Origin of the sequence: Halarsenatibacter silvermanii (genome assembly GCF_900103135.1) — a bacterium.
In the GTDB taxonomy this organism is placed as follows: Bacteria; Bacillota; Halanaerobiia; order Halanaerobiales; family Halarsenatibacteraceae; genus Halarsenatibacter; species Halarsenatibacter silvermanii.
On the sequence record NZ_FNGO01000003.1, the window covers coordinates 134,302 to 157,773 of the forward strand.

The 23,472-nt window shown below is 47.1% G+C and carries 19 protein-coding genes and 2 other annotated features; of the genes, 4 read left to right on the forward strand and 15 right to left on the reverse strand.

Annotated elements, in window-relative coordinates; translation table 11 throughout:
* Positions 1–30: 30 nt before the first annotated feature.
* From BLT15_RS02465 to nifV, 10 genes are all read right to left on the reverse strand, one after another.
* Positions 31–1,569 (reverse strand): glutathione ABC transporter substrate-binding protein, encoded by a 1,539-nt coding sequence (locus tag BLT15_RS02465; RefSeq protein WP_089758326.1) that lies wholly within the window; start codon positions 1,567–1,569, stop codon positions 31–33.
* A 242-nt stretch (positions 1,570–1,811) separates the two neighbouring features.
* Positions 1,812–3,398 (reverse strand): ABC transporter substrate-binding protein, encoded by a 1,587-nt coding sequence (locus BLT15_RS02470; protein ID WP_159429775.1) that lies wholly within the window; start codon positions 3,396–3,398, stop codon positions 1,812–1,814.
* Positions 3,399–3,516: 118 nt separating this feature from the next.
* A complete protein-coding gene (locus BLT15_RS02475) occupies positions 3,517–4,368 on the reverse strand; it encodes an ABC transporter permease (protein ID WP_159429776.1) in 852 nt (283 codons plus the stop codon).
* Between the two features lie 17 nt (positions 4,369–4,385).
* Positions 4,386–5,306 carry an ABC transporter permease gene (locus BLT15_RS02480; RefSeq protein ID WP_089758331.1) on the reverse strand — a complete coding sequence of 307 codons (921 nt, stop codon included), beginning with the start codon at positions 5,304–5,306 and terminating at the stop codon, positions 4,386–4,388.
* A 175-nt stretch (positions 5,307–5,481) separates the two neighbouring features.
* Complete coding sequence (gene thrC, locus BLT15_RS02485; RefSeq protein ID WP_089758400.1) at positions 5,482–6,537, reverse strand: threonine synthase; 1,056 nt, start codon at positions 6,535–6,537, stop codon at positions 5,482–5,484.
* Positions 6,538–6,546: 9 nt separating this feature from the next.
* Complete coding sequence (gene thrB, locus BLT15_RS02490) at positions 6,547–7,554, reverse strand: homoserine kinase (RefSeq protein WP_159429777.1); 1,008 nt, start codon at positions 7,552–7,554, stop codon at positions 6,547–6,549.
* Between the two features lie 5 nt (positions 7,555–7,559).
* Positions 7,560–8,783: a pyridoxal phosphate-dependent aminotransferase gene (locus BLT15_RS02495; RefSeq protein WP_089758335.1), complete on the reverse strand. Its 1,224-nt coding sequence runs from the start codon at positions 8,781–8,783 to the stop codon at positions 7,560–7,562.
* A gap of 109 nt (positions 8,784–8,892) precedes the next feature.
* Positions 8,893–9,134 (reverse strand) — a binding site (T-box leader).
* 59 nt (positions 9,135–9,193) lie between these two features.
* Positions 9,194–11,734 (reverse strand): aconitase family protein, encoded by a 2,541-nt coding sequence (locus tag BLT15_RS02500; RefSeq protein WP_089758337.1) that lies wholly within the window; start codon positions 11,732–11,734, stop codon positions 9,194–9,196.
* A 51-nt stretch (positions 11,735–11,785) separates the two neighbouring features.
* Positions 11,786–12,781 carry an isocitrate/isopropylmalate dehydrogenase family protein gene (locus BLT15_RS02505; protein WP_200769675.1) on the reverse strand — a complete coding sequence of 332 codons (996 nt, stop codon included), beginning with the start codon at positions 12,779–12,781 and terminating at the stop codon, positions 11,786–11,788.
* Entirely contained in the window at positions 12,781–13,932 is a 1,152-nt protein-coding gene (gene nifV, locus BLT15_RS02510) for a homocitrate synthase (RefSeq protein ID WP_089758340.1), read from the reverse strand. Before nifV ends, BLT15_RS02505 begins: the two co-directional genes overlap by 1 nt.
* Before the next feature lie 261 nt (positions 13,933–14,193).
* Positions 14,194–14,437: a binding site (T-box leader), on the forward strand.
* 100 nt (positions 14,438–14,537) lie between these two features.
* Here nifV and argC point away from each other — a divergent pair.
* The 4 genes from argC (at position 14,538) to BLT15_RS02530 (ending at position 18,989) form a co-directional block, all read left to right on the forward strand.
* On the forward strand, positions 14,538–15,569 hold the full coding sequence (gene argC, locus BLT15_RS02515) for an N-acetyl-gamma-glutamyl-phosphate reductase (RefSeq protein ID WP_089758341.1): 1,032 nt from the start codon (positions 14,538–14,540) through the stop codon (positions 15,567–15,569).
* A gap of 76 nt (positions 15,570–15,645) precedes the next feature.
* A complete protein-coding gene (gene argJ / locus BLT15_RS02520; RefSeq protein ID WP_089758402.1) occupies positions 15,646–16,845 on the forward strand; it encodes a bifunctional glutamate N-acetyltransferase/amino-acid acetyltransferase ArgJ in 1,200 nt (399 codons plus the stop codon).
* Between the two features lie 19 nt (positions 16,846–16,864).
* Complete coding sequence (gene argB / locus BLT15_RS02525) at positions 16,865–17,755, forward strand: acetylglutamate kinase (protein ID WP_234985472.1); 891 nt, start codon at positions 16,865–16,867, stop codon at positions 17,753–17,755.
* A gap of 43 nt (positions 17,756–17,798) precedes the next feature.
* Positions 17,799–18,989 carry an aspartate aminotransferase family protein gene (locus BLT15_RS02530; protein WP_089758343.1) on the forward strand — a complete coding sequence of 397 codons (1,191 nt, stop codon included), beginning with the start codon at positions 17,799–17,801 and terminating at the stop codon, positions 18,987–18,989.
* 56 nt (positions 18,990–19,045) lie between these two features.
* On the opposite strand, the gene trpA is transcribed toward BLT15_RS02530, so the two are convergent.
* From trpA to trpD, 5 genes are read right to left on the reverse strand one after another with little or no spacing between them, the layout of a single operon-like run.
* Complete coding sequence (gene trpA, locus BLT15_RS02535) at positions 19,046–19,828, reverse strand: tryptophan synthase subunit alpha (RefSeq protein WP_089758344.1); 783 nt, start codon at positions 19,826–19,828, stop codon at positions 19,046–19,048.
* Positions 19,821–21,008: a tryptophan synthase subunit beta gene (gene trpB / locus BLT15_RS02540; protein ID WP_089758346.1), complete on the reverse strand. Its 1,188-nt coding sequence runs from the start codon at positions 21,006–21,008 to the stop codon at positions 19,821–19,823. Before trpB ends, trpA begins: the two co-directional genes overlap by 8 nt.
* Positions 21,001–21,648: a phosphoribosylanthranilate isomerase gene (locus BLT15_RS02545; protein WP_200769676.1), complete on the reverse strand. Its 648-nt coding sequence runs from the start codon at positions 21,646–21,648 to the stop codon at positions 21,001–21,003. Before BLT15_RS02545 ends, trpB begins: the two co-directional genes overlap by 8 nt.
* 25 nt (positions 21,649–21,673) lie before the next feature.
* Positions 21,674–22,426: an indole-3-glycerol phosphate synthase TrpC gene (trpC, locus tag BLT15_RS02550; RefSeq protein WP_089758348.1), complete on the reverse strand. Its 753-nt coding sequence runs from the start codon at positions 22,424–22,426 to the stop codon at positions 21,674–21,676.
* The gene (gene trpD / locus BLT15_RS02555) at positions 22,423–23,460 is read right to left on the reverse strand and encodes an anthranilate phosphoribosyltransferase (protein ID WP_089758351.1); all 1,038 of its coding nucleotides are present in this window, start codon (positions 23,458–23,460) and stop codon (positions 22,423–22,425) included. The genes trpC and trpD overlap by 4 nt, the downstream gene beginning before the upstream one ends.
* Positions 23,461–23,472: the final 12 nt, after the last annotated feature.

Sequence of the window (23,472 nt, forward strand, 5' to 3'; positions counted from 1 at the left end):
TTTCATCATCAAATTCTTTTAGACAGAATTTTACTCCTCAAAATATGCTTCTGTGGCTCTCAACTGTTCTCTCGGATGATGAATTAAACCACTAACATCTTCATCTACTGCATTTATTTGAACTTCGCTGTGCAGGAATATCCAGGGAGCATTTTCCCAGATTTTCTCGATGGATTCAGCATAAAGCTCTTCTCTGTGTTCTGTATCAGTACTAACCCGGGCTTCATCCAGCAGATCATCCACCTCAGGATAATCTGCATAGGCTCTGTTGTTTCCGTAGGGCACCCATTCATCCGAGTGCAGGAGTGCATAAAGTCCATAATCAGCATCGCCCGTGACAGTACCCCAGCCGAGCATGAAAAGTTCGTGTTCTGATTCTTCCGGGGGCACATCCATAAATTCCAGATAAGTAGCCCATTCGAGAGTTTGAAGTTCTATATCAATTCCCACATCTGCCAGCTGGCTCTCTACAGCCTGAGCTATAGTCTCATCCATCATGTATCTTCCTACAGGATGATGAAAAGTCGCTTCAAAACCATCTTCGTAACCGGCTTCAGCCAGCAGATCCTGGGCCTTTTCCGGATCGTATTCATAAACTTCCTGTCCGGAATGACCAAATATGTCCGGGGAAATTGGAGCGTCAGAAGGATGGCCTGCTCCTTCCATCACCTGCTCCACTATAGCCTCGCTGTCGACAGCATAATTCAAGGCTCTTCTAACTCTGGAATCATCCAGAGGTTCTTTCTGATGGTTCATGCCGATGTAAATAGTTCTAAGGCTGGACTGCTGAACTAGATCGACACCCTCTACTCCTTCCAGCCTTTCCATCTCGTGAGGGGGAACGAACATTGTAGCATCAACTTCCCCGGTTTCTACCTGAACAACCCGGGTGGAATCCTCGGGGACTATGTGAAATTTTAAGGCATCCAGATAGGCGTTATCGCCCCAGTAATCCTCATTTTTCTCCAGAACCACCTCTTCTCCCCTCGTCCATTCAACAAATTCGAAGGGGCCGGTGCCTACAGGGTTGACGCTTAACTCCTCCCCGTACTCTTCAGCAGCTCTGGGGCTGACCATGCTCAAAAATTCATGAGATAAATGCGCCATCAGTGGAGCAAAAGGCTCTTCAGTCTCCAACCTCACTGTATAATCATCGATCACCTCAATACTTTCGACCTCATCGATCAGAAAAGAAAAGGGAGCTTCTTCTTCCAGAATCCGCTCTAAATTGAATTTTACCGCCTCAGCATCAAAATAAGCTCCATCATGAAATTCAATGCCCTCTCTCAGATGAATATCATACTGAAGTCCATCATCTGAAACTTCGTATCCTTCAGCTAGTTCAGGAACTATTTCGCCCTCGGGGGTCATATCAAAAAGGCCCTCAAGAGCATGCAGCATCACGGTGGCTGCGGGTGAGGAATTTGCCTCAGCTGGATCGAGAGATTCCGGATCAGCTCCTATTGAGATATCCAGATCTCCGCCTTCCTGTGCCTGTACTGCACCTGCCAGCGGCATAACCAAAACCACTGCAGCTGCCAGGGCCAAAATCAAAATTTTTCTGCTCATAAAATAATATCACTCCTTTTTAAGTTTTATGCTTCAATTTCTAAAATTCAATATTTATGAATATTTTCCTTCCTTTACATGATAATTTTTATTGGATCTTCCTATATTCAGTTGGCAAATAGGTGTGTCAAAAACTTATTTAGATATTAACAAGAAGGCCATTTATATTGTTTTCAAAAAATTTTAATCAAATTCACCCCCTGCCCTGCCTGAGAACAGAGGGTGAACAGAAAAAAGACAATCTACTCAAGTTCTACATCATTGAGATAGGGTCGGCCGTTTTCGGATACAATTAATCCGCTGACATTATCACGATGGGCAAGATACTGATAATTGCTCCAAAGGGGTACGATTCCTTTGTCTTCCCAGACTTTTTCCGAAACTTCTCCCCATATCTCAGCGCCTCTTTCTTCATCTGGCTCAACACCGGCTTCAGCGATCAAATCATCAGCCCGGGTTGGTGTCCAGGGGGCGTAATCGCCGCCCTCTGTCAGGTTCTGCGGCCAGATTCCACCCGGATCAAGCCAGGTCCAGTTGTTGAGAATCACTTCAAAATCTCCCTGTTCCTGCATATCGTCTATATAAGCTTTTTCATATTCTCTCAAACTCACATCCATGCCAACTTCTTCCAGCTGAGCCTGCATGATCGGTCCTGACCTTCTCTCAACCGGATGTTCAGAATCGACCATCATCTCAAATTCCAGGCGTTCACCATCTTTGGTCATATAACCGTCTTCATCTTCTTCCCAGCCAGCCTCCTCGAGCAGTTCTGTGGCCAGCTCTGGATTATGATGATGATCCTGGCTCAGCATTTCTTCTGTGGGTTCATGATGGCGCATCATAGCCGGGCCAACAATACTGAAGACGGGTTCGATGACTTCATCCAAGCCCATTTCCAGCTCTTCTCGATCAACTGCATATGCCAGCGCCGCCCTCACGCTGTAATCATCGAAGGGCTCGACGGTGTGATTGATGTCGAGATAGGCTACAGTTTCTTCCAGATATTCAATTACTTCAATCTCAGGCGCCTCTTCCAGCAGAGGAAGCATTTCAACCGGTACATCTTCGATAATATCGACGCCACCGGCCTGAAGTTCTTCCACCCTGGTGAAATCTTCAGGTATGAAACGAACTCTGTATTCGCTAAAATTGAAGGCCTCATTATTTTCCGCGAAAGGCAGGCTATCCTGATAATCATCAAATCTGGTCATGTCTATATGAGAACCTTCCACCCATTCCTCGAATTTGAAAGGACCGCTGCCTATCGGTTCTCTGTCGAAATCATCAGCTCCCATCTCTTCAGCAGCTTCGACATCGACCGGACCATCGTAACTGGTCTGCATATTTACATATATGCCGGGGGAAGGTTCTTCCAGCTCGAGTACAACGGTATTACCATCGACATGCTTTTCTGCCAGCGGATCCCAGTCAAAGGCATAGGGGCTTTTTTCTATCCTGCGGGCAAGAGAATCGGCGAAAGCTTCGGCAGTGAGATTTCTGCCGCTGTGAAACTGCCATTCAGGATCGAGAGTTACCTCAATATAACTCAAATCATCAGCGGGCTCGACCTCTGCAGCTCCATGCGGCAGAACTTCATCATTTTCCAATCCCATGCTCATAGGTGCGGCAAATAGCATATCATGGACAAAATTGTAAATGGTTACAGTCTGCTGGGGGTCCAGATTGCCGGGTTCTCCGGGAATACCAACTACCAGCCTGTCATCATCTGCTGCAGCCTCTTCGACGGGCAGCAGAACAACACCCAGTCCGATTACAATAACGAGAACTGCCAGCAGCATCATCCTCTTTTTTCCGGGTGTATAAAACAAATTATTACCTCCTTTTTTACTCATAAAATGTTCAGCTCCTTATACTTCTGCACAGCTCAGTCAAATTTTTGCTCTTTATCTGTCCTCTTATTTTCTTTTTATCCCCTCCCTCTTCTATTCAGTCAGGTATGTTGGGATCAAGAATATCTCTCAGACCAACTCCCATCAGGTTAAAACCAAGTACAGTCCAAACCAGTGCCAGGCCGGGAAAGATAGACTGCCAGGGAGCAACTCTGATAAAATCCATTCCCTCGTTGAGCATGACCCCCCAGTCGGGCGCCGGCGGCTGGGCTCCCAGCCCCAAAAAACCCAGGGCTGTAGAGGCAATAATAGCATGGGGAAGCTGAAGGGTAACCAGAACTATAATTGCTGAAAGAATATTGGGAAGAAGATGTCTGAATATCATGCGTCCAGTACTCATACCGGACGCATGGGCTGCTTCTATATATAGCTCAGTTTTTGTAGAACGGGTTTTTGAACGCACCACTCTGGCCAGCTGCGGCCAGGATATAAGAGCCAGAGAAATTATTACGTTATTAAGACTGGGACCTAAAAGCATGACTATTGCCAGGGCAAAAACGACCGGCGGAAGCGACCAGGTCACGTCAGATATGTAAGTGATCAAGCTGTCAATAATTCCCTCAGCCAGGCCCGCCATCAATCCCAGAGTGATGCCGATAAAGCTGGTGATTCCCACAATCATAAAACCGACCTGTAATGCCAGTCGGGATCCATAGATTATCCGGGAAAAAAGACAGCGACCATAATGGTCGGTTCCCAGCGGATACCGTCCTGATGGAGGCTCAAGGGTTCGAGCAACATCCATTTCCTGAAAAGGTTGAACTGCCAAAAATTCTGCTAAAATGGCAACAATAAAAACTGTTAAAACCATGATAAAACCGACGGCAAAAATCCGGTTGCCGAGACAGCGCCAGAGATATTTAAAAAAGCCTTTTATGTTAGGGGTCATAAATTGTACCTCCAACATCAGTCGTAACGAATAGTCGGATCCAGAACAGCACAGACAATGTCACCAAGGGTATTGGATATAACGGTAATTACAGCTATTATAAAGACGATACCCTGCACTATCGGCAAATCCTGAGAAGAGATAGCCTGCCAGAGCAGTCGACCCATTCCCGGCCAGGCGAAAACAGTCTCTACTACCACCGTGCCTCCTATGAGCCAGGGGATCGAAAGAAAAAAGACGACAGTTACCGGAATCAATGCATTTCTCAGAACGTGCTTGAGCATAATTGTGCGTGCGTGTAGACCCTTGGCCCGGGCTGTTCTGACATATTGCTCCCTCAAAACTTCAAGAACCTCAGATCTGGTCAATCTCATGGTGGTTGCCATCAGGGGCAGGGCCAGCGCCAGCATCGGTAAAATCACCGATATAGGACCTTCATAGCCGGAAACTGGAAATATTGGAAATCTGATAGCAAACAAAAGAATTAATATTATCCCCAGCCAAAAATCGGGCAGCGAGCGCAGCACCACCGTTCCCACCACCAGAAACTTATCCAGAAAACCACCCCGCTTGACAGCAACTATCATTCCTATAGCGATTCCCAGTGTATAACGCAAAATCAAAGCTGTGATGGTGAGATAAAGTGTAAAGAAAAGCCGGGCTGATATCAAATGATTTACAGGCTGCCGGGTCTGAATAGAAGTACCCATATCACCGCGCAAAATGTTTGTAAACCAAACAAAAAACTGTTCATAAAGCGGTCTGTCCAACCCCCACTGCTCTCTTAAAGCTTCAATCTCTTCGGAAGGAAGCCGGGGGTCGGCAACCATCCGCACAGGATCACCCGGCATGGCATGAACTATAGCGAATATCAAAACCGATACCGTTATAACAGTGAGTATTCCCCAGAGTATCCTTCTAATTATGTACTGTGTCATGACTATCCTCCTGATTTACAGCTGGATATACTACCTTTACAATTTTAACTTTATTCACCACGATTATTAGAATTATTTATTAAGATTATACCTTAAACTCAGCTTTAAATCAAAAATTTTGATCAGCCGATTTAATCAGAATGATTTCAGGCCCTATTTTTTGTTATCAGACAATTTACGCCAGTCCGGCCCGGTCTAACACATCTTCGATTCGAGCCGGTACTGCTTCGGGCTCTGAAATGACATCCAGAGCTGAGTCAGGATCTTTAAGTCCGTGACCGGTAAGAACAGCTACCACAAGATCGTCGGCTGAAAGACTTTTTCTATCAGACATTTTCTTCACTCCCGCCAGGGAAGCAGCCGAAGCAGGCTCGGCAAAAACTCCGGCACAGTCGGCCAGAGAACTGTAAGCAAATAGCAGTTCCTCATCTTTGACCTCTTCGATAATTCCGCCTGATTCTTCGGCAGCTGACGCTGCTTTATCCCAGCTGACCGGATCACCGATACGAATGGCGCTGGCCACCGTCTCCGGATTCTCGATAACTTTATCCCTGGTTATGGCAGCGGCTCCCGAAGCTTCAAAACCCCACATCTCGGGACACGAATTTATTTTCCTGGCCTTTCGATATTCACAAAAACCCTGCCAGTAAGCGGTTATATTGCCGGCATTCCCTACAGGAATAGCCAAAATTTCGGGAGCTTCTCCCAGCTGGTCGCAAACTTCCAGGGCGGCGCTTTTTTGTCCTTCGATCCGATAAGGATTCAAAGAATTTACCAGGGTTACCGGATAGCTTTCACAGATCTTCCTGACAATTCGCAGGGCAGCATCGAAATTATCCTGGACCGGAATAACTTCGGCTCCGTGATTTAAAGCCTGGGCCATTTTGCCGAGCGCTATATTTCCCTCTGGAACAACCACAACGGTTTTGAGTCCGGCCCTGGCTCCGTAGGCGGCTGCCGCTGCCGAGGTATTTCCGGTGGAGGCACAGATGATTGCTTCGCTCCCCTCCCCCAGAGCTTTTGTCACCGCAAGCGTCATACCTCTATCCTTGAAAGAGCCGGTGGGATTGGCCCCTTCATATTTCAAATAAAGCTCCGCCTCAATTCCCAGCTTCTGCGCCAGCGAGGGCGCGGGTATCAGGGGAGTGCCGCCTTCCTGCAGGGTTACTATCTCCGTTCTGTCCTCTACGGGCATAAAATCAAGATATTCTCCTATGACTCCAGACCACATATTCACGATTTATTCCTCCTCAATGACGTAACAACCTTTTTCGTCCGGTTCAGTTACAGTGAATTCAGATTCAACACCCTCTCTTCGCCAGGCTTTCACCATAGCTCTGCCTACTGCTTTGGGATTCTCCCTGACAATCGCCAGTATGGTCGGGCCGGCCCCGCTGAGAGCTATTCCCTGAGCGCCCGATTCATAACCGGCGGCCATTACCTCGTTCCAGCCGGAAATAGCTGAACAGCGATAGGGCTGATGCAGTCTGTCTTTCATTATTTTCCGCAGCTTATCATAGTCCCCCGATTTAAAAGCCAGAGGCAAAAGCGCGGTGCGGCTTAAATTATGACAGACATCATCCATCTCAAACTTATCAGGTATTACCTTCCTCTGCTCTTTGGTGTTGCTGGTCAACTCGGGGATAATGACCACCATCTGCATCGATTCATGAGGTATAACCCGATCCCAGACCAGATCTTTTTCTTCCAGAGAATAACTGGAGACAGTCAGACCACCGAGTGTTGCCGGCACAACATTATCCGGATGGGTTTCGATTCTGCAGGCCAATCTGAGTATCTCCTCAGTTGACAACTCCAGTTCAAAAAACTCGACAGCTGCTTTGAGCGTGCCGACTATAGCTACCGCACTGCTTCCCAGACCCTGAGCAGGCGAACAATAAAGTTCCTGTTTTATTCTGGCCCCGGTCAGCCCTCGATCGGTATATCTGCGCAGCTGCTGCAGAGTCTGCCTGATCAAATCCTCCTCCGACGCAATATTCAGCTTTTTATTGTCAGCATAAAAGACCTCACTAATTATCTGATTTTCTCCGGATTCCGCACCTTTTAGTGGCGATATCTGAACGTAATTATCAATATTCAAAGCCACTCCTAGAGAATCAAATCCGGGGCCCAGATTGGCAGAAGTTGAAGGTACTCGAACTTTAATTCCCAGGTTGTCTTCCTCAGCTGACAGTTCATTTCTGATTTCCTTGCCGCAATTTTGAGATCTGGATGCTGTCTTATTCATTTCCATCACCGCCGGGAACTTCTGGAAAGAATACCTTTGGAATTTTCCGCGACTTTTTTCCTGATTCTATTTATAGCCCGGGAAATATTTTCCTGGCTGTTAGCAAAAGAAATTCTGATATATTCCTCTTCCTCATCGGAAAATCGACTGCCAAAACATTCTCTGTACAGCACGGCAACCCCGGCTTCATGCAGCAAAAACTTCTGAAATTCAGCAGCATTTTCCAGCCCCAGTAGCTCACAGGCTTCCGTAACATCAGCATAGGCATAAAAAGCGCCTTCTGGTTTTTGACATTCAATCCCCTCAACTTTGTTGAGCTCTCTGTAAACCAGATCGCGCCTTTCTTTCAGCTCGTCGACCATTTTTTGTCTGAATTGACCGCCGGATCTAAGTGCCTCGACAGCTGCATGCTGAGTAAAAGTGGCTGTACAGGAAACTGAATTGGTTATCAATTTGCCAATTTTATCTATCAGCTGCCGGGGGCCTGCTCCAAATCCTATTCTCCAGCCGGTCATGGCGTAAGTTTTAGAAAAACTGTCTATAATCAGAGTTCTTTCTTTCATACCGGGCAGAGAAGCGATGCTGTCGACGTCTCCGCCATAAGAAAGTTCGAAATAAACTTCGTCCGAGATAATCCAATAATCATATTCTTCAGCTATTTCGGCCAGCTCAACCAGGCTTTCTTTGGATATAACACTGCCGGTAGGATTATGGGGGGAATTGATGATGAGAACATCGGTCTTTTCGTTTGTCTTACTCCTTATCTCATCCGGATCAATATCAAATCCTTCCTCTGCCGGCAGTGAATAAGGAACCGGTTTTCCCTCAAAAAGCTCTATAATCGATTCATAAACCGGAAAGCCCGGGCTGGGATAGGCTGCCTCCGAATCCGGGCCCATCATGGCCAAAAGCCCATAAAATATCAGCGGTTTAGCCCCGGGAGCGATGATAGCATTTTCAGCCGAGAAGCTCACTTCGCGGGAAGCAGAAAAATATTTGGCTGCTTCTTCTCTGAGTTCTGTAATCCCGGGGGAAGGACTGTATCCGGTTTTGTTGGCCTCAATAGCTTTTATGCCCGCTCTTTTTACGTTTTCAGGGGTGTTAAAGTCCGGTTCACCTATAGCCAGGCTGATGACATCTTTTCCTTCCTCTCGAAGACTGTTCACTTCCTCCAGAACGTCGAAAGCCTTTTCAGATTTTAAATTCTTCATTCTCGGTGAAAACTTCATAACTTCTTTGCCTCCTTATAAATTTTTTGAAGATGGATCTAGAAAATAACGCCCGAAAATTTGGGAGACCTAAAACTCATAAAACTAAAAAACCCCCCGCCTCCAGACTTTTAGAGGCGAGGGGATCGCGGTTCCACTCTATTTAAACCAGCCGCCGGAATTCCGGCGCCGATTTCGCTCAAAAGGATAACAGTTCGGGACCGGGCTTTCCTTACTGACCGATAAAATGGCTTTCAGGAGCCAACTCCGAGGGGGTTTTCAATCGATGTTGTTCCAGGAGAACTTTCAGCTGGTTAATTCTCCCTCTCTGGGGAACACAATCGATTTACTCGTCCTCATCAACGTTATTTTAAAAGATATTTGTTTTTGATCCATCCTATATCCCATTATAGTCCAGATCTTTATAGTTGTCAAGAATTGAAGGCAGAAAAGTAACTCTCAGCGTCCGGTATTTCTCCCCTGAGGGCTGTAATAGCTGCCACCCTTGAGCTGCCCAGATAAGTTCTGGAATCGGGAGGGCCTATCCTCGCTTTATAATTGCGGGTGGTGGTGGTAAAGGCGGTTGCACCCGAAGCTATTCTGCGCTTATTGCCCATGCATAATCCACAGCCAGGAAGAATAACACTGGCCCCTGCTTCAGTAAGAGCTGCCAGACTGCCGTCACGGGCCAGACGGTTATAGATATCGCGGGCTGCCGGAGAAACAACAAAATTAACCTCAGGAGAAATTTTTCTTCCCCGTACCAATTCGGCCGCAGCCCGAATACTGCTGTAGCTCCCGCCCACACAGCTGCCGATAAAGACTTCATCCACAGAAGTGCCGGCAGTTTCGGAAATCCTGGCCACGTTATCGGGATGATGCGGTCTGGCCACCAGAGGCTCTGTTATCTCCGCCGCTGGAATCTCTATTGTTTCAGCATAATCAGCTCCAGAATCCGCTTCCAGCAGCCGGGGCTCCCGCAGAAATTCCTGGAAGGACTTTATAGTTCGAGCAACCGAAGGCGAACTTTCCGCATCGGGCCTTTTTTTGAGGTATTCCAGATCGGACTCCACCTTCTTCAAAGTTTTTTCATCGGGAGAAATAATGCCCGCCGAAGCACTTCTCTCGGCAGTGGCATTGGTAAGTATATATCTCTGGCTTGCATCGAGAAAATCAAGTCCTTCCATCTCGACAATTCGGCCATTATAGATCTCCCTGCCCGGGCCCTGGCGATCAGCATAAACTACCAGCGCCGAAACCAGATCGCGGGCGGTTATATGTTCAGGAGGTCTCCCTGTAAAGACAACTCTGACAGATTCATCCATAACCAGATCCTGTTCCCCGTATTTCATAGCTCCAGCGACAATATCAGAGGCTGCCGGGAAAGATATCCCCCGGGGAGTTCTGGTATGGGAGTCAGCACCGAAGATCACATCGTTGGGTAGTACAAAACGGTTGCCCAAGGTATGAACTATGCCTTCACCGGGCTCGAGGCTAACCCCCCCTCTATCCTTTACGAAGTTTTTGAGAAATATTTGTCTGTCCCTTTCTTCAGTTGAAGGGCATTCAGCAGTGTGGCAGAGCGACTGAAGCACGAATTCAGCTCCAAATTTTCCACCGGCCATCGATTGATACTCATCGACGGTCATCGGCCCGGTCGTATCCTGAGAGAATACCCCCCTGACATTGATTCGGGCTCTCTCTCCCGGTTTAATTGTGGTCATACCATCAACTCTGCTGCAGGCAACAATTTTTTGAGCCAGTGTTTGAGAGCGGCCCTCGGCCTGATTTAATCGGGAAATTTCATGTCCGGGGATGGGAGACTTTTCCACCTCAATATTTTTTTTTCGACAGAAATTCTGAGCCCATTCTTGCAGTTTATTGCCGGCGTCAAAATATGTCATGCCGCCTGCTGCTATTTTCTCAAAGCTGTAATCATCCGGCAGAGTCACCTTCAGTTCATCTTGATCATTTATTACTAGTTTTTCTTCAGAAAGATCGAGCTTGAGTTCATCGCCCTCTTCTATTTTTTGCGTGTCTCCGATGGCAGGTAGAATGCCGGAAGCGATCAGGGATCTTCGGAAGATGGGAGCTATACTGCGGGCTATTACTGTTCCCCCTGCCTTTTTTTCCGGTTCGCCTGGAACAGGCTCACCCAGTATCTGCAGCATGGTATAGGTGGCTGATTTGCGTGAGGATCCCTCTCCCAGCGCTCTGCCGGCCACAAACATTACCTGATCATTTTCCTGTTTCAGCTCTTTTAACCGCTCCAGGAAATCGCTCTCGTCCTCACGTCCTTCCATGATAAATTGAGCATGGAGGGGATGATCGGTGCGGGAATCAGCCCTTTGCGAAGGACTGAGATGACCGGTTGTTATGTTATCCCCTGCTTTTATAGCAGCCCCCCGCTGAATCCGGGAAAGCTGCCAGTCTCTGGCAAAATCCCGTCGGGCCCAGCTTTTAATTATCTCCCTGCCTTCAGCAATCTGCGAGGAAAGATCCACAATTTTTTTAAACTGTTTTCTGCTGATTAAGACCGTATCTTTCAAAAAGTCAGCAGCTTCCTGGCGGAAGATATCTTCAGATAAAAGCTTAACAAGCTCATCGGCGGCACTTCCTCCTCTCATATCGGCCAGCATCTCGAGAGCTTGCCGGGGAGAAAGATATCCGGATTGAAGGTCCCCGCGCACGATCCTGCCAAGCCCCAGGGATTTAGCCCGGGTGGAGGGAAAGCTGCCGCGCCTCACCTGACCTTCGATGAGCTCAATCAGGAACCTATCCAGCTGCCTTTTTTTATCAAAAAATTCAAAGTCCTCCTCGGAAAGACCGGGGAGAGACAGTGCTTCGATGAAAACCTCGACCTCTTCTCGCTCCAGAGGGCGGGGTTTTAAACCGTGCTTTTTCCATCTTTCACATGCTCTGCTGCGATAATCTTCCAGCTTTTCCAGCAGTCTCTCTCTGTTTATCCTCATGATTTACTTAAAAGCCTCCCGATTGACATCCTGAGTCCAGAACTTTATGATCTAAAGTTTTTCCACAACAGCATCGGCAATCTCATCGGTACCGGCCTCTCCTCCCAGATCGGGAGTCAGCACCTCCGACTCATTTATCAGTTCTCTGATGGCCGTCTCCAGTCTGACAGCGGCTTCCTCCTCGCCTAAATGTTTGAGCATCAATACCCCTGAAAGCATAAGCGCTATCGGATTTGCTATGCCCCGTCCAGCGATATCGGGAGCGCTGCCGTGCACAGCTTCAAATACAGCTATCTCATCGCCCAGGTTGGCCCCGGGAGTGACTCCCAGGCCGCCGGCCAGCCCGGCGCAGAGGTCGGACACCAGATCACCATAAAGATTGGGCATTACCATCACATCATAATCTTCCGGATTTTGCACCAGCTGCATGCAGAGATTATCGACAATGCAATCATCCACCCCGACATCAGGAAATTCATCGGCCACCTCCTGACAGGTCTCAAGAAAAAGACCATCGCTCAACTTCATGATATTGGCCTTATGAACAATCGAAACCCTGTCTCTATTTTCCTTTTCGGCATATTCGAAGGCAGCCCTGGCAATCCTGCGCGAGGCCTTTTTGGTTATGATCTTTATGCTTTCCGCTGCATCTGCACCAACTTTGTGTTCCACTCCAGCATATAAACCTTCGGTGTTTTCGCGAAAAACCACCAGATCGACATCCTCGTAATCCCCAACCGGGCCCGGAAAAGTTTTTACGGGCCGCAGATTAACATAAAGATCCAGTTTCTGACGCAGGGCGACGTTGACGCTTCTAAAGCCGCTGCCAATCGGAGTTGTAAGAGGACCTTTTAACCCAATAGAATTTTTCCTGAGGGAATCGAGCACCTCACGGGGAAGAGGGGTGCCCTGCTCTTTTTCAGCCATTATACCGGCCTTTTGCCTATCCCATTCGATATCGACCCCGGCAGCTTCGATCGTTTTTACAGCAGCTTCTGTAACCTCCGGCCCGATACCGTCGCCCGGAATCAAAGTAACTTTTTGCATCAGGAAGTCTTTTCCTTTTGATGAGATTTCTTTTCCTGTTTGTAATCCTCATAGATATACATAAGTTCTTTATCGAAAAGCGCTCGTTTATTTTCCACAGCTGCTTTTCTGACCTGAGGAAGTATCTCTCCGGCTTCTTCCCCGGTAAGCTTTATGCCATATTCTTTAAATTTGTTGATCAGGGCTTTTTTACCGGAGTGCTTGCCGATGACAATCTGCCTTTCCAATCCGACCTCCTCAGGAGTAAACACTTCATAAGTGGAAGAGTTTTTCAGAACCCCGTCGGTGTGTATGCCGGATTCGTGGGCGAACATATTTGTGCCGACGATAGCTTTCCAGGAAGGCAGATCTCTGGCTGAAGCCCGGGCAACATATTCGGAAAGGTTTCTGAAGTCTTCGGTGGCAAAACTCATCTCCTTATCATAAAGATGCTTTAAAGCCATAACTACCTCTTCCAGAGCAGCGTTGCCGGCTCGCTCGCCCAGACCATTGACGGTAACACCGATGTACTCTGCTCCTGCTCTGGCTCCAGCCAGAGCATTGGCGGTGGCCAGGCCAAAATCGTTATGGGTATGCATCTCGATATCTATGCCGACTTCATCGATGAGTTCGGCCACTCTATCCTGGATATCAAAAGGCTCCATGATGCCGACGGTATCGCAGTACCTGATCCTGTCCGCTCCTGCATCCCTGGCTTCGCGGGCGAATTTGAAGAGAAACTCCCTCTCGCTGCGGGTGGCGTCTTCGGCATTGACCGATACATAAAGATCGTGTTCTTTAGCTATCTCCACAGCTTCGACCATGCTAGAAAGCACCCAGTCTCTATCCTGCTGAAGTTTGTGCTCGATATGAATATCAGAAGTGGAGATAGACACAGCAACCGCATCGACCCCGCAGTTTATTGAGGTCTTCACATCCGATACTACAGCCCTGTTCCAGGCCATAATATCAGCATCCAGGCCAGCTTCGGCAATAGCTTTTATAGCCTCCTGCTCATCTCCTCCCATCACCGGAATGCCAGCTTCTATCTGATCTACACCTATCTGATCCAGCAATTTAGCTATTCTGATCTTTTCCCGATTGGCAAAAACAACTCCTGCTGTCTGTTCTCCGTCTCTTAAAGTCGTATCAACGATTTTAATATCTTCCATCTAAATACTCTCCTCCTGTTTTGTATAAAATATTAACCTCAAAATCATATTTTTGAGCGCCGGCGGACTTTTTAGCCCGCTAAATTTTGTGTTTTGAGCATTATACAACTTTTCTCTATAGCTTGTCAAACAAAATCAGAAATGTCTGCTGAAAGAATTCGGCCTAAAAACTTGCAATATAATTTTTTCTCTATTATAATATTTTAAAAGACTGAACAAAGTGTTTTGACAGAAAAAATAATTCAAATGCACAATCCAGTAACAAAATCGGTGAAGGAAGCGAGTAATTTCGCCTCCCTCCTCCAGCGAGCCGGTGGTGGTGAGAGACCGGCGGAAAGGTGAGATGAACCGTCTTCCTGAGATTCCCCTCTGAATATGAGCGTTGGGGTCAAACTCAGTAAGCGGGGACGCAGGCCGGCGTTAGGGGCCAGAGAGGATTTCGCTGTTGCTGATCTTCAGCGGATCAAGCAGATGTGGTACCGCGGCAATAAAGGCCGTCTCTGCCCGCCCTTCGGGCAGAGACGGCCTTTTTTTATTCTCTTTATATATTTTAACTCTTCTAATAATTATCCATAAGTCAATTTCCACCGGGAGGTATCAGCCAATTGCAGGTAAGCATAGTTGGAGCAACCGGTTATACAGGTATAGAACTTGTCAGGTTAATCAAGAATCATCCCAGAGCTGAAATCGCTCTGCTGACTTCGGAAAGTTTTGCCGGGGAACGGATAGCAGATATATATCCGCACTTGATCGATATAATCGATAGTCGGTGTCGGCAGGTTGACGCCGATGATATCGCGGAGTGTTCAGACATAGTATTCACAGCCTTACCTCATGGGGTCTCATCAAAACTGGTTCCAGATCTTCTGGAAAAAGGTCTGCAGGTGATAGATTTGAGCGGAGATTACCGGTATCAGAATCCCGATATTTATCGGGAGTGGTATCAAAAACATGAAGATCCTGATTTGATGGCCAGAGCCACATACGGCCTGGCCGAGATAAGGGAGGAGCAAATAAAAAACAGCCGGCTCATCGCCAACCCCGGCTGTTACCCAACCAGCTCGCTTATTCCTCTATACCCCTTTTTAGCCGAAGGTATTATAAATTCGGAGACTGAAATTATAATCGATGCCAAATCAGGAGTAACCGGTGCCGGCCGCAAACCCTCACGTAAAAAGCATTTCTGTGAAGTGCAGGAAAATTTTCAGGCCTACAGCGTGGAGGGGCACCGTCATCGATCGGAAATAGCAGAAAAACTGAAAAACTGGACGGAATATTCGGCCGAAATAACGTTCACACCGCATCTACTGCCATTAAAACGGGGTATTCTGACCACGATTTATTCATCCTGCGGTCAACAATATGAACAAAAAAATCTGATCTCTCTTTACGAAGACTATTACAGTGAAAATCGCTTCATAAGAATTCTCTCCGATAAGAAACCGCAGCTCAAATATGTGGCCGGCACTAATTTCTGCGATATTTCGGTCACCCGACTCTCTTCGGGAAGATTGAAAATAATCGCTGCTCTCGATAATTTGATCAAAGGAGCTGCCGGACAAGCCGTCCAGAATATGAATCTTCTTTGCAGCTGGCCGTCAGAACTGGGACTTGATGATATCGGACTTTATTTTTAAAAAAGTTTTAGAACAATCAAATGGTCGCATATTAAGAGAGGATAAAAATAATAAAATACCGGGGGTTTTGATAAATATGGAAAATTTAAATGAAGTTTCAGGGGGAATAACAGCAGCCAGAGGTTTTAAAGCTGCAGGTGTAAAAACAGGAATTAAGAATAACAGCTTCGATCTGGCCATAATAAAAAGTCAGAAAAAGGCCAAAGCCGCTGCAGTATACACAACCAATCAAGTCCAGGCTGCCCCTATCGAAGTTTGCAGAAATAATCTCGAGGACGGTACTGCCAGCGCAGTGGTTGTAAATAGCGGCATCTCCAATGCCTGCACCGGAAAACAGGGGCTGGAAAATGCCTATAAAATGGTGGAAAAGACAGGTGAGGAACTGGGGGTTAATACTGATGAGGTAATAGTTGCTTCCACCGGAATCATCGGCAAGCAGCTGCCCATGGAAAAAATCGAGGCTGGAATAGAAAGCGCCTCAAAAAAACTTGACCGAAATAGCGATGAAAAAGCTGCAAAAGCTATTCTGACAACGGATACAACTACCAAACAGATAGCCGTGAAAACTGAAATCGAAGGAGAAGCGCTCACCGTTAGCGGCATGGCCAAAGGTTCAGGAATGATAGAACCTGATATGGCTACCATGCTTTCCTTTATAACTACCGATGCTGACATCAACAATCAGCTTCTGCAAAAAACGCTGAAAGCCGCGGTTGACAATTCTTTTAACAAGATCACCGTGGACGGTGATCAGAGCACCAATGATATGGTTGCAGTGCTGGCCAGCGGCCAGGCCGATATTCCTAAAATCACCGCAGGCAGCAGCGCCTATGAAAAGTTCACTCAGGCACTGCATTATGTGGCGGAAAAGCTGGCCAAAATGATAGTTAAAGATGGTGAAGGGGGTACTAAATTTATAGAGATCGAGGTTGGAGGAGCAGCATCACTAGGTCAGGCTGAGAAAGCTGCCCGTCAGATAGCCAACTCCCCGCTGGTCAAAACTGCCATATTCGGCGAATCACCCAGCTGGGGCAGGATAGCCGCAGCAGCTGGTTCAGCCGATGATGAATTCGACCTGGAAGATCTGAAGATTGTTATCAATGGTGAAGAAATATTCGGTCCGGAAGAATATGTACACTCTTTTTCTAAGGATATCCTTACCAGAGACAGGATAGATATCGTAGTAGATCTGGGTTTGGGGGATGTTTCCGAAAAAATATGGACCTGTGATTTTTCCTACGAATACGTTGAGATCAATGCGAAATATTACAGCTAATCGAAATGGGGGAATGACGGTGAACAATTCAGAAAAAACTAACATGGCCGAGCAGAGTGCCAAACTCTGGTCGAATTCTCTGCCCTATATTCAAAAATTAAAGGAGAAAACAGTTCTTGTGAAATTTGGCGGAAATGCTATAATCAATGATGAATTGTTGATCTCGGTCTTAAAGGATATATCACTGCTCAAAAACATTGGGGCCAAACCGGTACTTGTCCACGGTGGAGGTCCTTTTATCAGCCGCCATCTGGAAGCTCTCGGCCTGGAGACAGAATTCTACCGGGGGCTCAGGAAAACTCCCGCCGATGTCATGGAAGTAGTGAGGGAAGTACTTGTAGGTCAGGTCAACAGCCTGATCGTGGATTATGCCAACACCAGAGCAGATTGCAAAGCCGTCGGTCTGCACGGCGGCGATGACCGTCTTATTGAGGCTCGCAAATATTCCTTTGAGGACGGTACAGAGCTTGGTTTTGTAGGAGAAGTAGCTAAAGTCAATACAGAAATTATAGAGAAAATGCTGGACTGCAGTTATTTTCCCGTAATTGCCCCAGTGGGAATCGACGAAAAAGGCCAGTGCTACAACATAAATTCTGATATAGCTGCTGGAGAGCTGGCCAGGGCTTTGAAAGCAGAAAAATTCATCGTGATGACCGATGTCGATGGGGTGCGAGAAGATCCAGATGATGAAAATTCTATTCTCAATTCTTTGACGCCAGCCGCAGCAGAAATAATGATAGAGCAGGACAAAATCTGTGAGGGCATGATACCCAAAATTAAATCCTGCATCAAAGCTCAAAGAGGCGGTGTTAATTACACCTATATCCTCAACGGAACCAAAAAACACATCCTGCTCCAGGAACTTCTTTCCGAAGAAAGCATCGGCACTCTGATCAAATCAGAAGATTGACAGCACGGAAATAATCTTCATAATTTCAGGGGGGTATTCAACATTGCAGACAGATAAAGTTAAAGAGCTCGATGAAAAGTATCATATGGGAGTGTATAATCGCCTGCCACTGGTAATAAAGGAAGGAAAAGGCGTCTATCTTTATGACAGCGAAGGCGAAAAGTATCTCGATTTTGCCGGAGGTATAGCCGTAAATGCTCTCGGCCATGATCATCCAGAGGTAACCGAAGCCATCCAGGAACAGTCAGAAAAACTTTTGCACTCATCCAATCTTTATTATTTTGAAATACAGGCCCGGCTGGCGCGGCTTTTGGTTGAAAACAGCAGCGCCGATAAAGTATTTTTTGCCAACAGCGGAGCAGAAGCCAATGAAGGAGCTTTGAAGCTGGCCCGCAGACATTTTTACAATCGCGAGGACGATCGCCGCGAAGTTATAGTCGCCGAAAATTCTTTTCATGGCCGGACTCTGGCTACAATAGCAGCAACAGCTCAGCCTAAATATCAAAAACCCTTTCAGCCGCTCCCTCCCAAATTTTCAGAAGTTCCCTTCGGCGATTTAGAGGCTCTCGAGCGAAAAATTTCTGAGGAAACCGCTGCTATAATGCTGGAGCCAGTTCAGGGCGAAGGTGGAGTCAAACCTGCTTCCCGGGATTATCTCGCCGGTGTTAGGTCGCTCTGCGATGAAAAGGACTTACTTTTCATACTTGATGAAGTCCAGACTGGCATAGGTCGGACCGGAAGCCTTTTTGCCCACGAAGAATATGAGGTCAAACCCGATATTTTTACTTCCGCCAAAGCATTAGGTAATGGAATGCCGATAAGCTGCCTTCTGGCCCGAGGTGAAGTCTCAGAAGCTTTTGAAGCCGGGGATCATGCTACCACCTTCGGCGGAAATCCTTTGGCCTGTCGGGCAGCTTACAGCACTGTGAATACAATTCTTGATTCAGATCTGCTATCTCATGTCGATGAGATAGGCAGTTATTTCCAAAATAAACTGGAGGAAATAGCTGTAGAGTTTGACCCGGTAAACCAGGCTCGGGGTATGGGGCTTTTGCTGGGGCTGGAAGTTGAAAATTCTCCCGGAGATATCCTGCAGTCCATGCTCGATAAAAATGTTCTGGTTTTAACAGCTGGAGACAGTGTGGTTAGATTCGCCCCTCCACTCATCATCGAAAAAGATCATGTGGATAAGGTTGTTGATGTCCTGAGGGAGACTCTGTCCGAACTATCCTGACCGCCGGCAGAATACACCGCAATCTTTAATCGAAGATAATCTATAAGCACAAAAGGTTAAACGATGGCCTCTTTAATTTCGGCGACAAATTCTCCGACATTTTTATGCATCTCTTCAGCGTTTTGACTGTCTTTAATCACTTCAATAATGGCACTTCCCATAATTATACCGTCCACATATTGACTTACAGCTGCCGCCTTCTCAGGGCCGTCTATACCAAAACCCAGGCCCAGCGGCAGCTTAACTCTATCACGCACTCGGCCAATATATTCATCCAGTCTCTCATAAGGGCCGCGTTCATCGCCTGTAACCCCCAGCAGAGAAACACAATAAAGAAAGCCTTTGCTCTTATCTCCCAGAAAAGAAAGACGATCTGAAGGAGTGTTAGGGGCAGCCAGCATGATTCCATTTACACCCCTGTCATTTAAATTTTTATAAAGTTTTTCATCCTCTTCATAGGGTAGATCCGGGATGATTACCCCGGAAACTCCGCACCGGGCACAATCTTCAGCGAATTTTTCCCTGCCATAATTTAGAACTGAATTATAATACCCCATTAAAACCAGCGGTATCTTCACCTCATCGCTGATTCTTTCGACCATGTCCAGAATATCCACAAGAGTAACATCTTCTTCAAGAGCACGCTGCCCGGCCGCCTGTATGACCGGTCCATCTGCCAGAGGATCTGAAAAAGGTATGCCCAGTTCAATTATATCGGCTCCGGCTTCTTTCAGTGTGAAAATCAGCTCTTCGGTCGTCTCTAAATCAGGATCGCCCGCACATATATAAGGAATAAGAGCTTTTTCTTCTTCCTGAAAAACTCTTTCAATGTTATTCATCGTTATCAGCCTCCTTCAAAACCTTCTGCAGAGTATTGATATCTTTATCGCCTCTGCCGGAAAGATTCAAAACCACTATATCTTCTTTATCCATTTCAGGTATAAACTTCAGCCCGTGAGCCAAAGCATGAGCCGGCTCGAGCGCCGGTATAATACCTTCAATTTCTGATAACAGCCGGAAGGCTGCAACGGCCTCCGAATCGGTTACTGATTCATATTCCGCTCTTTTTATGTCCTTGAGATGGCTGTGTTCCGGACCAACGCCGGGATAATCCAGACCGGCAGAGATTGAGTGAGCTGGTGTTACCTGTCCGTCCTCATCCTGCAGCAAATATGATTTGCTGCCGTGCAAAACTCCAACCTCTCCTGCTGTCAGAGTGGCAGCATGTTGGCCGGAATCAACCCCACAACCAGCTGCCTCGACACCAATCAGATCGACTTCTTTATTCTCCAGGAAAGGATAAAAAGCACCTATAGCATTGCTGCCGCCTCCCACGCAAGCCAGAATGGCATCAGGTAACCTGCCTTCTATATCCTGCATCTGATCTTTAATTTCTTCACCTATGATCTTCTGAAAATCCCGGACAATTCGCGGGTAGGGGTGAGGACCGACCACTGATCCTATAATATAATGAGTGTTTTCCACGTTGGCCACCCAGTCGCGGATAGCAGCATTGGTGGCTTCTTTAAGAGTTTTCGTCCCGGCATCGATGGGCACAACCTCTGCTCCCAGCATTCTCATTTTATATACATTCAGCGATTGTCTTTCCATATCTTCCCGCCCCATAAATACCTCGCAATCAAGACCGGCTCTGGCTGCAGCGGTAGCTGTGGCAACACCGTGCTGTCCGGCTCCAGTTTCAGCTATAATTCTTTCCTTTTTCATTTTTTCTGCCAGCAGTATCTGACCCAGTGTATTATTGATCTTATGGGCGCCGGTGTGATTTAAGTCCTCTCTCTTCAGGTAAATTCTGGCCCCTCCCAGATGTTCGGTGAGGTTTTCAGCATAATAGAGCGGACTCGGCCGTCCAACATAATTGGAGAGCATATCCTCGAGTTCATCTCTAAATTCAACACTCTCTTTCAGCTCATTATAAGTTTCTTCCAGCTCTTTTAAAGCCCCCCGCAGACTTTCGGGTACAAACTGTCCGCCAAATTCACCATAATATCTTTCAGCCATAAGTTTTATTTCCCCTTTCCTTATGTTTATAGTGTCTTCTCAATCTGACCAAAACTTCCTGCAGAATTTCAGGATCTTTAATACCCGGTTTTCTCTCAAGCCGGCTGTTGAGATCCACAGCTGCAGGTTTCACCCTGCTTATGCCCTCGATGATATTATCTGGACCGAGGCCGCCGGCCAGAATTATGGGAGCCGGAGGATCGATGCTGTCGAGATAATCCCAGTTAAATTTTTCTCCTGTACCCCCGCGCCGGGAACCATTCCTGCTGTCGAAAAGCAGATAATCAGCCTCTGAATATTTCTCGACATCCTTTAAATCTTCCTGATTCTCTATACTGATAGCTTTTATCGTGCGGGTGGATACCGAGGCCAGCATTTCCGGGTTTTCCTGGCCGTGAAATTGTATGCAATCAAATTGATTGCTGGCATCGATTTTTTTCAGCTGACCGTGAGAAGGATTTAAAACAACCCCCACCCTGCTGATGAAGGGAGGGAGATCTCTGCTCAATTTTTCAGCCTGTTCGAGCGTGACCTGCCGTTCGCTCTCAGCCAGAATAAATCCAACCGCATCGACTCCCATGGAAGCTATCTTCTGCAAATTTTTACTTTCGATCATACCACAAACTTTGACCCTGATCATATGATCATGCCTTCCCCTCTTTAATTTATATCTCGATATCCCCTAGCAGTTCAGCAATTTTGTTCTCCGGCTTTTCCGCCTTCATCAGCGCCTCGCCTATTAAAACCCCATCGACGCCCAGTTCCTGCAGCCTTTCGATGTCTTCACGACTGGAAATGCCGCTTTCCGAAACCACCAGATAATCATCTTCAAGGCCGCGCCGGGCCAGTTCTTTCATGAGTTTCTCTGTGGTTCCCAGATCGACGGAAAAATCCTCCAGATTACGGTTATTTATACCGATGATCTCAGCCGGTGTGTTTAGTATCATGGCCAGAGTTTCCAGAGTATGTACTTCCACTAGAGCCTCCAGATCGTGTTCATAGGCCAGCTCCAGCAGCTCAATCAGCTGAGGGCGTTTCAAAATCTCACCTATTAGAAGAAGGCAGTCCGCTCCCAGAATCAGGCTTTCATAAACCTGAATCTCGTCTATGATAAAATCTTTGCGGAGTATGGGTAGTTCGGTCTGCCGTTTTACCTCGCGCAGAATTTCAGAGCTGCCTCGAAAAAATTCTTCATCTGTGAGGACCGAGACTGCTGAAGCTCCTCCTTTTTCATATCTTTTCAACTGAGCAGTGGGCTCAAATTCTTCTTCGATAACCCCGGCACTGGGAGAGGCTTTTTTCAGCTCGGCGATAAGAGTCATTTCTTCCCTTCGTAAAACCTGAGCCAGAGAAGCATCGGTCGTCCGCAGACGGTTTATCTCCTGTTTTTTTTGCTCCACTATCCGATCGAGGATCATGATACCGCCTCTACTTTATCAAATTTATTGGTGAATTCTATAAACTCCTGCAGAGCATTTTCTGCTCTGCCGCTTTCGATTAAGCTGTCTGCCATTTCTGTTCCTTCAACCAGATTATCCACTTTTCCTGCCACCATCAAAGCTGCAGCAGCGTTTAACAATACCACCTGGAGTTTTGCGCCTCGCTCTTCCCCGGCGAGAAGAGAACAAATGATTTCTTTGTTTTGACGGGGATCTCCTCCCTTTAAAGACTGTACTTCGTGTCTTTCCAGGCCCGCCTCCTCAGGCTCAATGGTGTAATTCTCTATACTGCCATCTTCATGCAAAAATGAAACTTTGTTTTTTCCGGCCAGAGAGAGTTCATCCAGACCGGCAGCGCCGTGCACAACCATAGCTCTTTTAACGCCCAGATTTCCCAGGGTGCGGGCCATGGGTTCTATCAACTCCGGATCATAAACGCCCAGCAGCTGATATTCAGCCTCAGCTGGATTGGTCAGCGGGCCGAGAATATTGAAAATCGTCCTTATGCCGAGTCCTTTCCGGGCCTCGATTGCATGTTTCATCGCTTTGTGATAGGAAGGAGCGAATAAAAAGCCCAGATTGACCTCATCCAGGCATTTATTTATCTGGTCAGGGCCGAGTTTGAGGTTGACCCCCATCTCCTCCAGCACATCGGCGCTGCCGCTGCGGCTGGAAACAGATCTGTTCCCGTGTTTGGCCACCGTCAATCCTGCTGCCGCCAGCACGAAGGTTACAGTCGTGGAAATGTTAAAAGTGTTGCTGCCGTCCCCGCCGGTTCCACAGGTGTCGATAACTTCCCCTTCATATTCCACATTCAAAGCTTTATCCCTCATAACCCTGGATGCTCCGGTTATCTCAGCTATAGACTCACCTTTGATCTTAAGGGCTGTCAAAAATCCGGCCAGAGCACTGCTGTTTACCTCTCCCTCCATGATGGAATTCATGGCTGCTTCCATCTCCTCTGTGGTCAAATTTTCACCCTGCAGTACTTTTCTAAAGCAATCATTGAACATATCTGCTCACTC

Coding starts and splice junctions, on each gene's coding strand:
- BLT15_RS02465 (WP_089758326.1), bottom strand. CDS start 1,569: ATGAGCAGAAAAATTTTGATTTTGGCCCTGGCAGCTGCAGTGGTTTTG.
- BLT15_RS02475 (WP_159429776.1), bottom strand. CDS start 4,368: ATGACCCCTAACATAAAAGGCTTTTTTAAATATCTCTGGCGCTGTCTC.
- BLT15_RS02480 (WP_089758331.1), bottom strand. CDS start 5,306: ATGACACAGTACATAATTAGAAGGATACTCTGGGGAATACTCACTGTT.
- thrC (WP_089758400.1), bottom strand. CDS start 6,537: ATGTGGTCTGGAGTCATAGGAGAATATCTTGATTTTATGCCCGTAGAG.
- thrB (WP_159429777.1), bottom strand. CDS start 7,554: ATGAATAAGACAGCATCCAGATCTCAAAATTGCGGCAAGGAAATCAGA.
- BLT15_RS02495 (WP_089758335.1), bottom strand. CDS start 8,783: ATGAAGTTTTCACCGAGAATGAAGAATTTAAAATCTGAAAAGGCTTTC.
- BLT15_RS02500 (WP_089758337.1), bottom strand. CDS start 11,734: ATGAGGATAAACAGAGAGAGACTGCTGGAAAAGCTGGAAGATTATCGC.
- BLT15_RS02505 (WP_200769675.1), bottom strand. CDS start 12,781: ATGCAAAAAGTTACTTTGATTCCGGGCGACGGTATCGGGCCGGAGGTT.
- nifV (WP_089758340.1), bottom strand. CDS start 13,932: ATGGAAGATATTAAAATCGTTGATACGACTTTAAGAGACGGAGAACAG.
- argJ (WP_089758402.1), top strand. CDS start 15,646: ATGGAAAATTTAAATGAAGTTTCAGGGGGAATAACAGCAGCCAGAGGT.
- trpA (WP_089758344.1), bottom strand. CDS start 19,828: ATGAATAACATTGAAAGAGTTTTTCAGGAAGAAGAAAAAGCTCTTATT.
- trpB (WP_089758346.1), bottom strand. CDS start 21,008: ATGGCTGAAAGATATTATGGTGAATTTGGCGGACAGTTTGTACCCGAA.
- BLT15_RS02545 (WP_200769676.1), bottom strand. CDS start 21,648: ATGATCAGGGTCAAAGTTTGTGGTATGATCGAAAGTAAAAATTTGCAG.
- trpC (WP_089758348.1), bottom strand. CDS start 22,426: ATGATCCTCGATCGGATAGTGGAGCAAAAAAAACAGGAGATAAACCGT.
- trpD (WP_089758351.1), bottom strand. CDS start 23,460: ATGTTCAATGATTGCTTTAGAAAAGTACTGCAGGGTGAAAATTTGACC.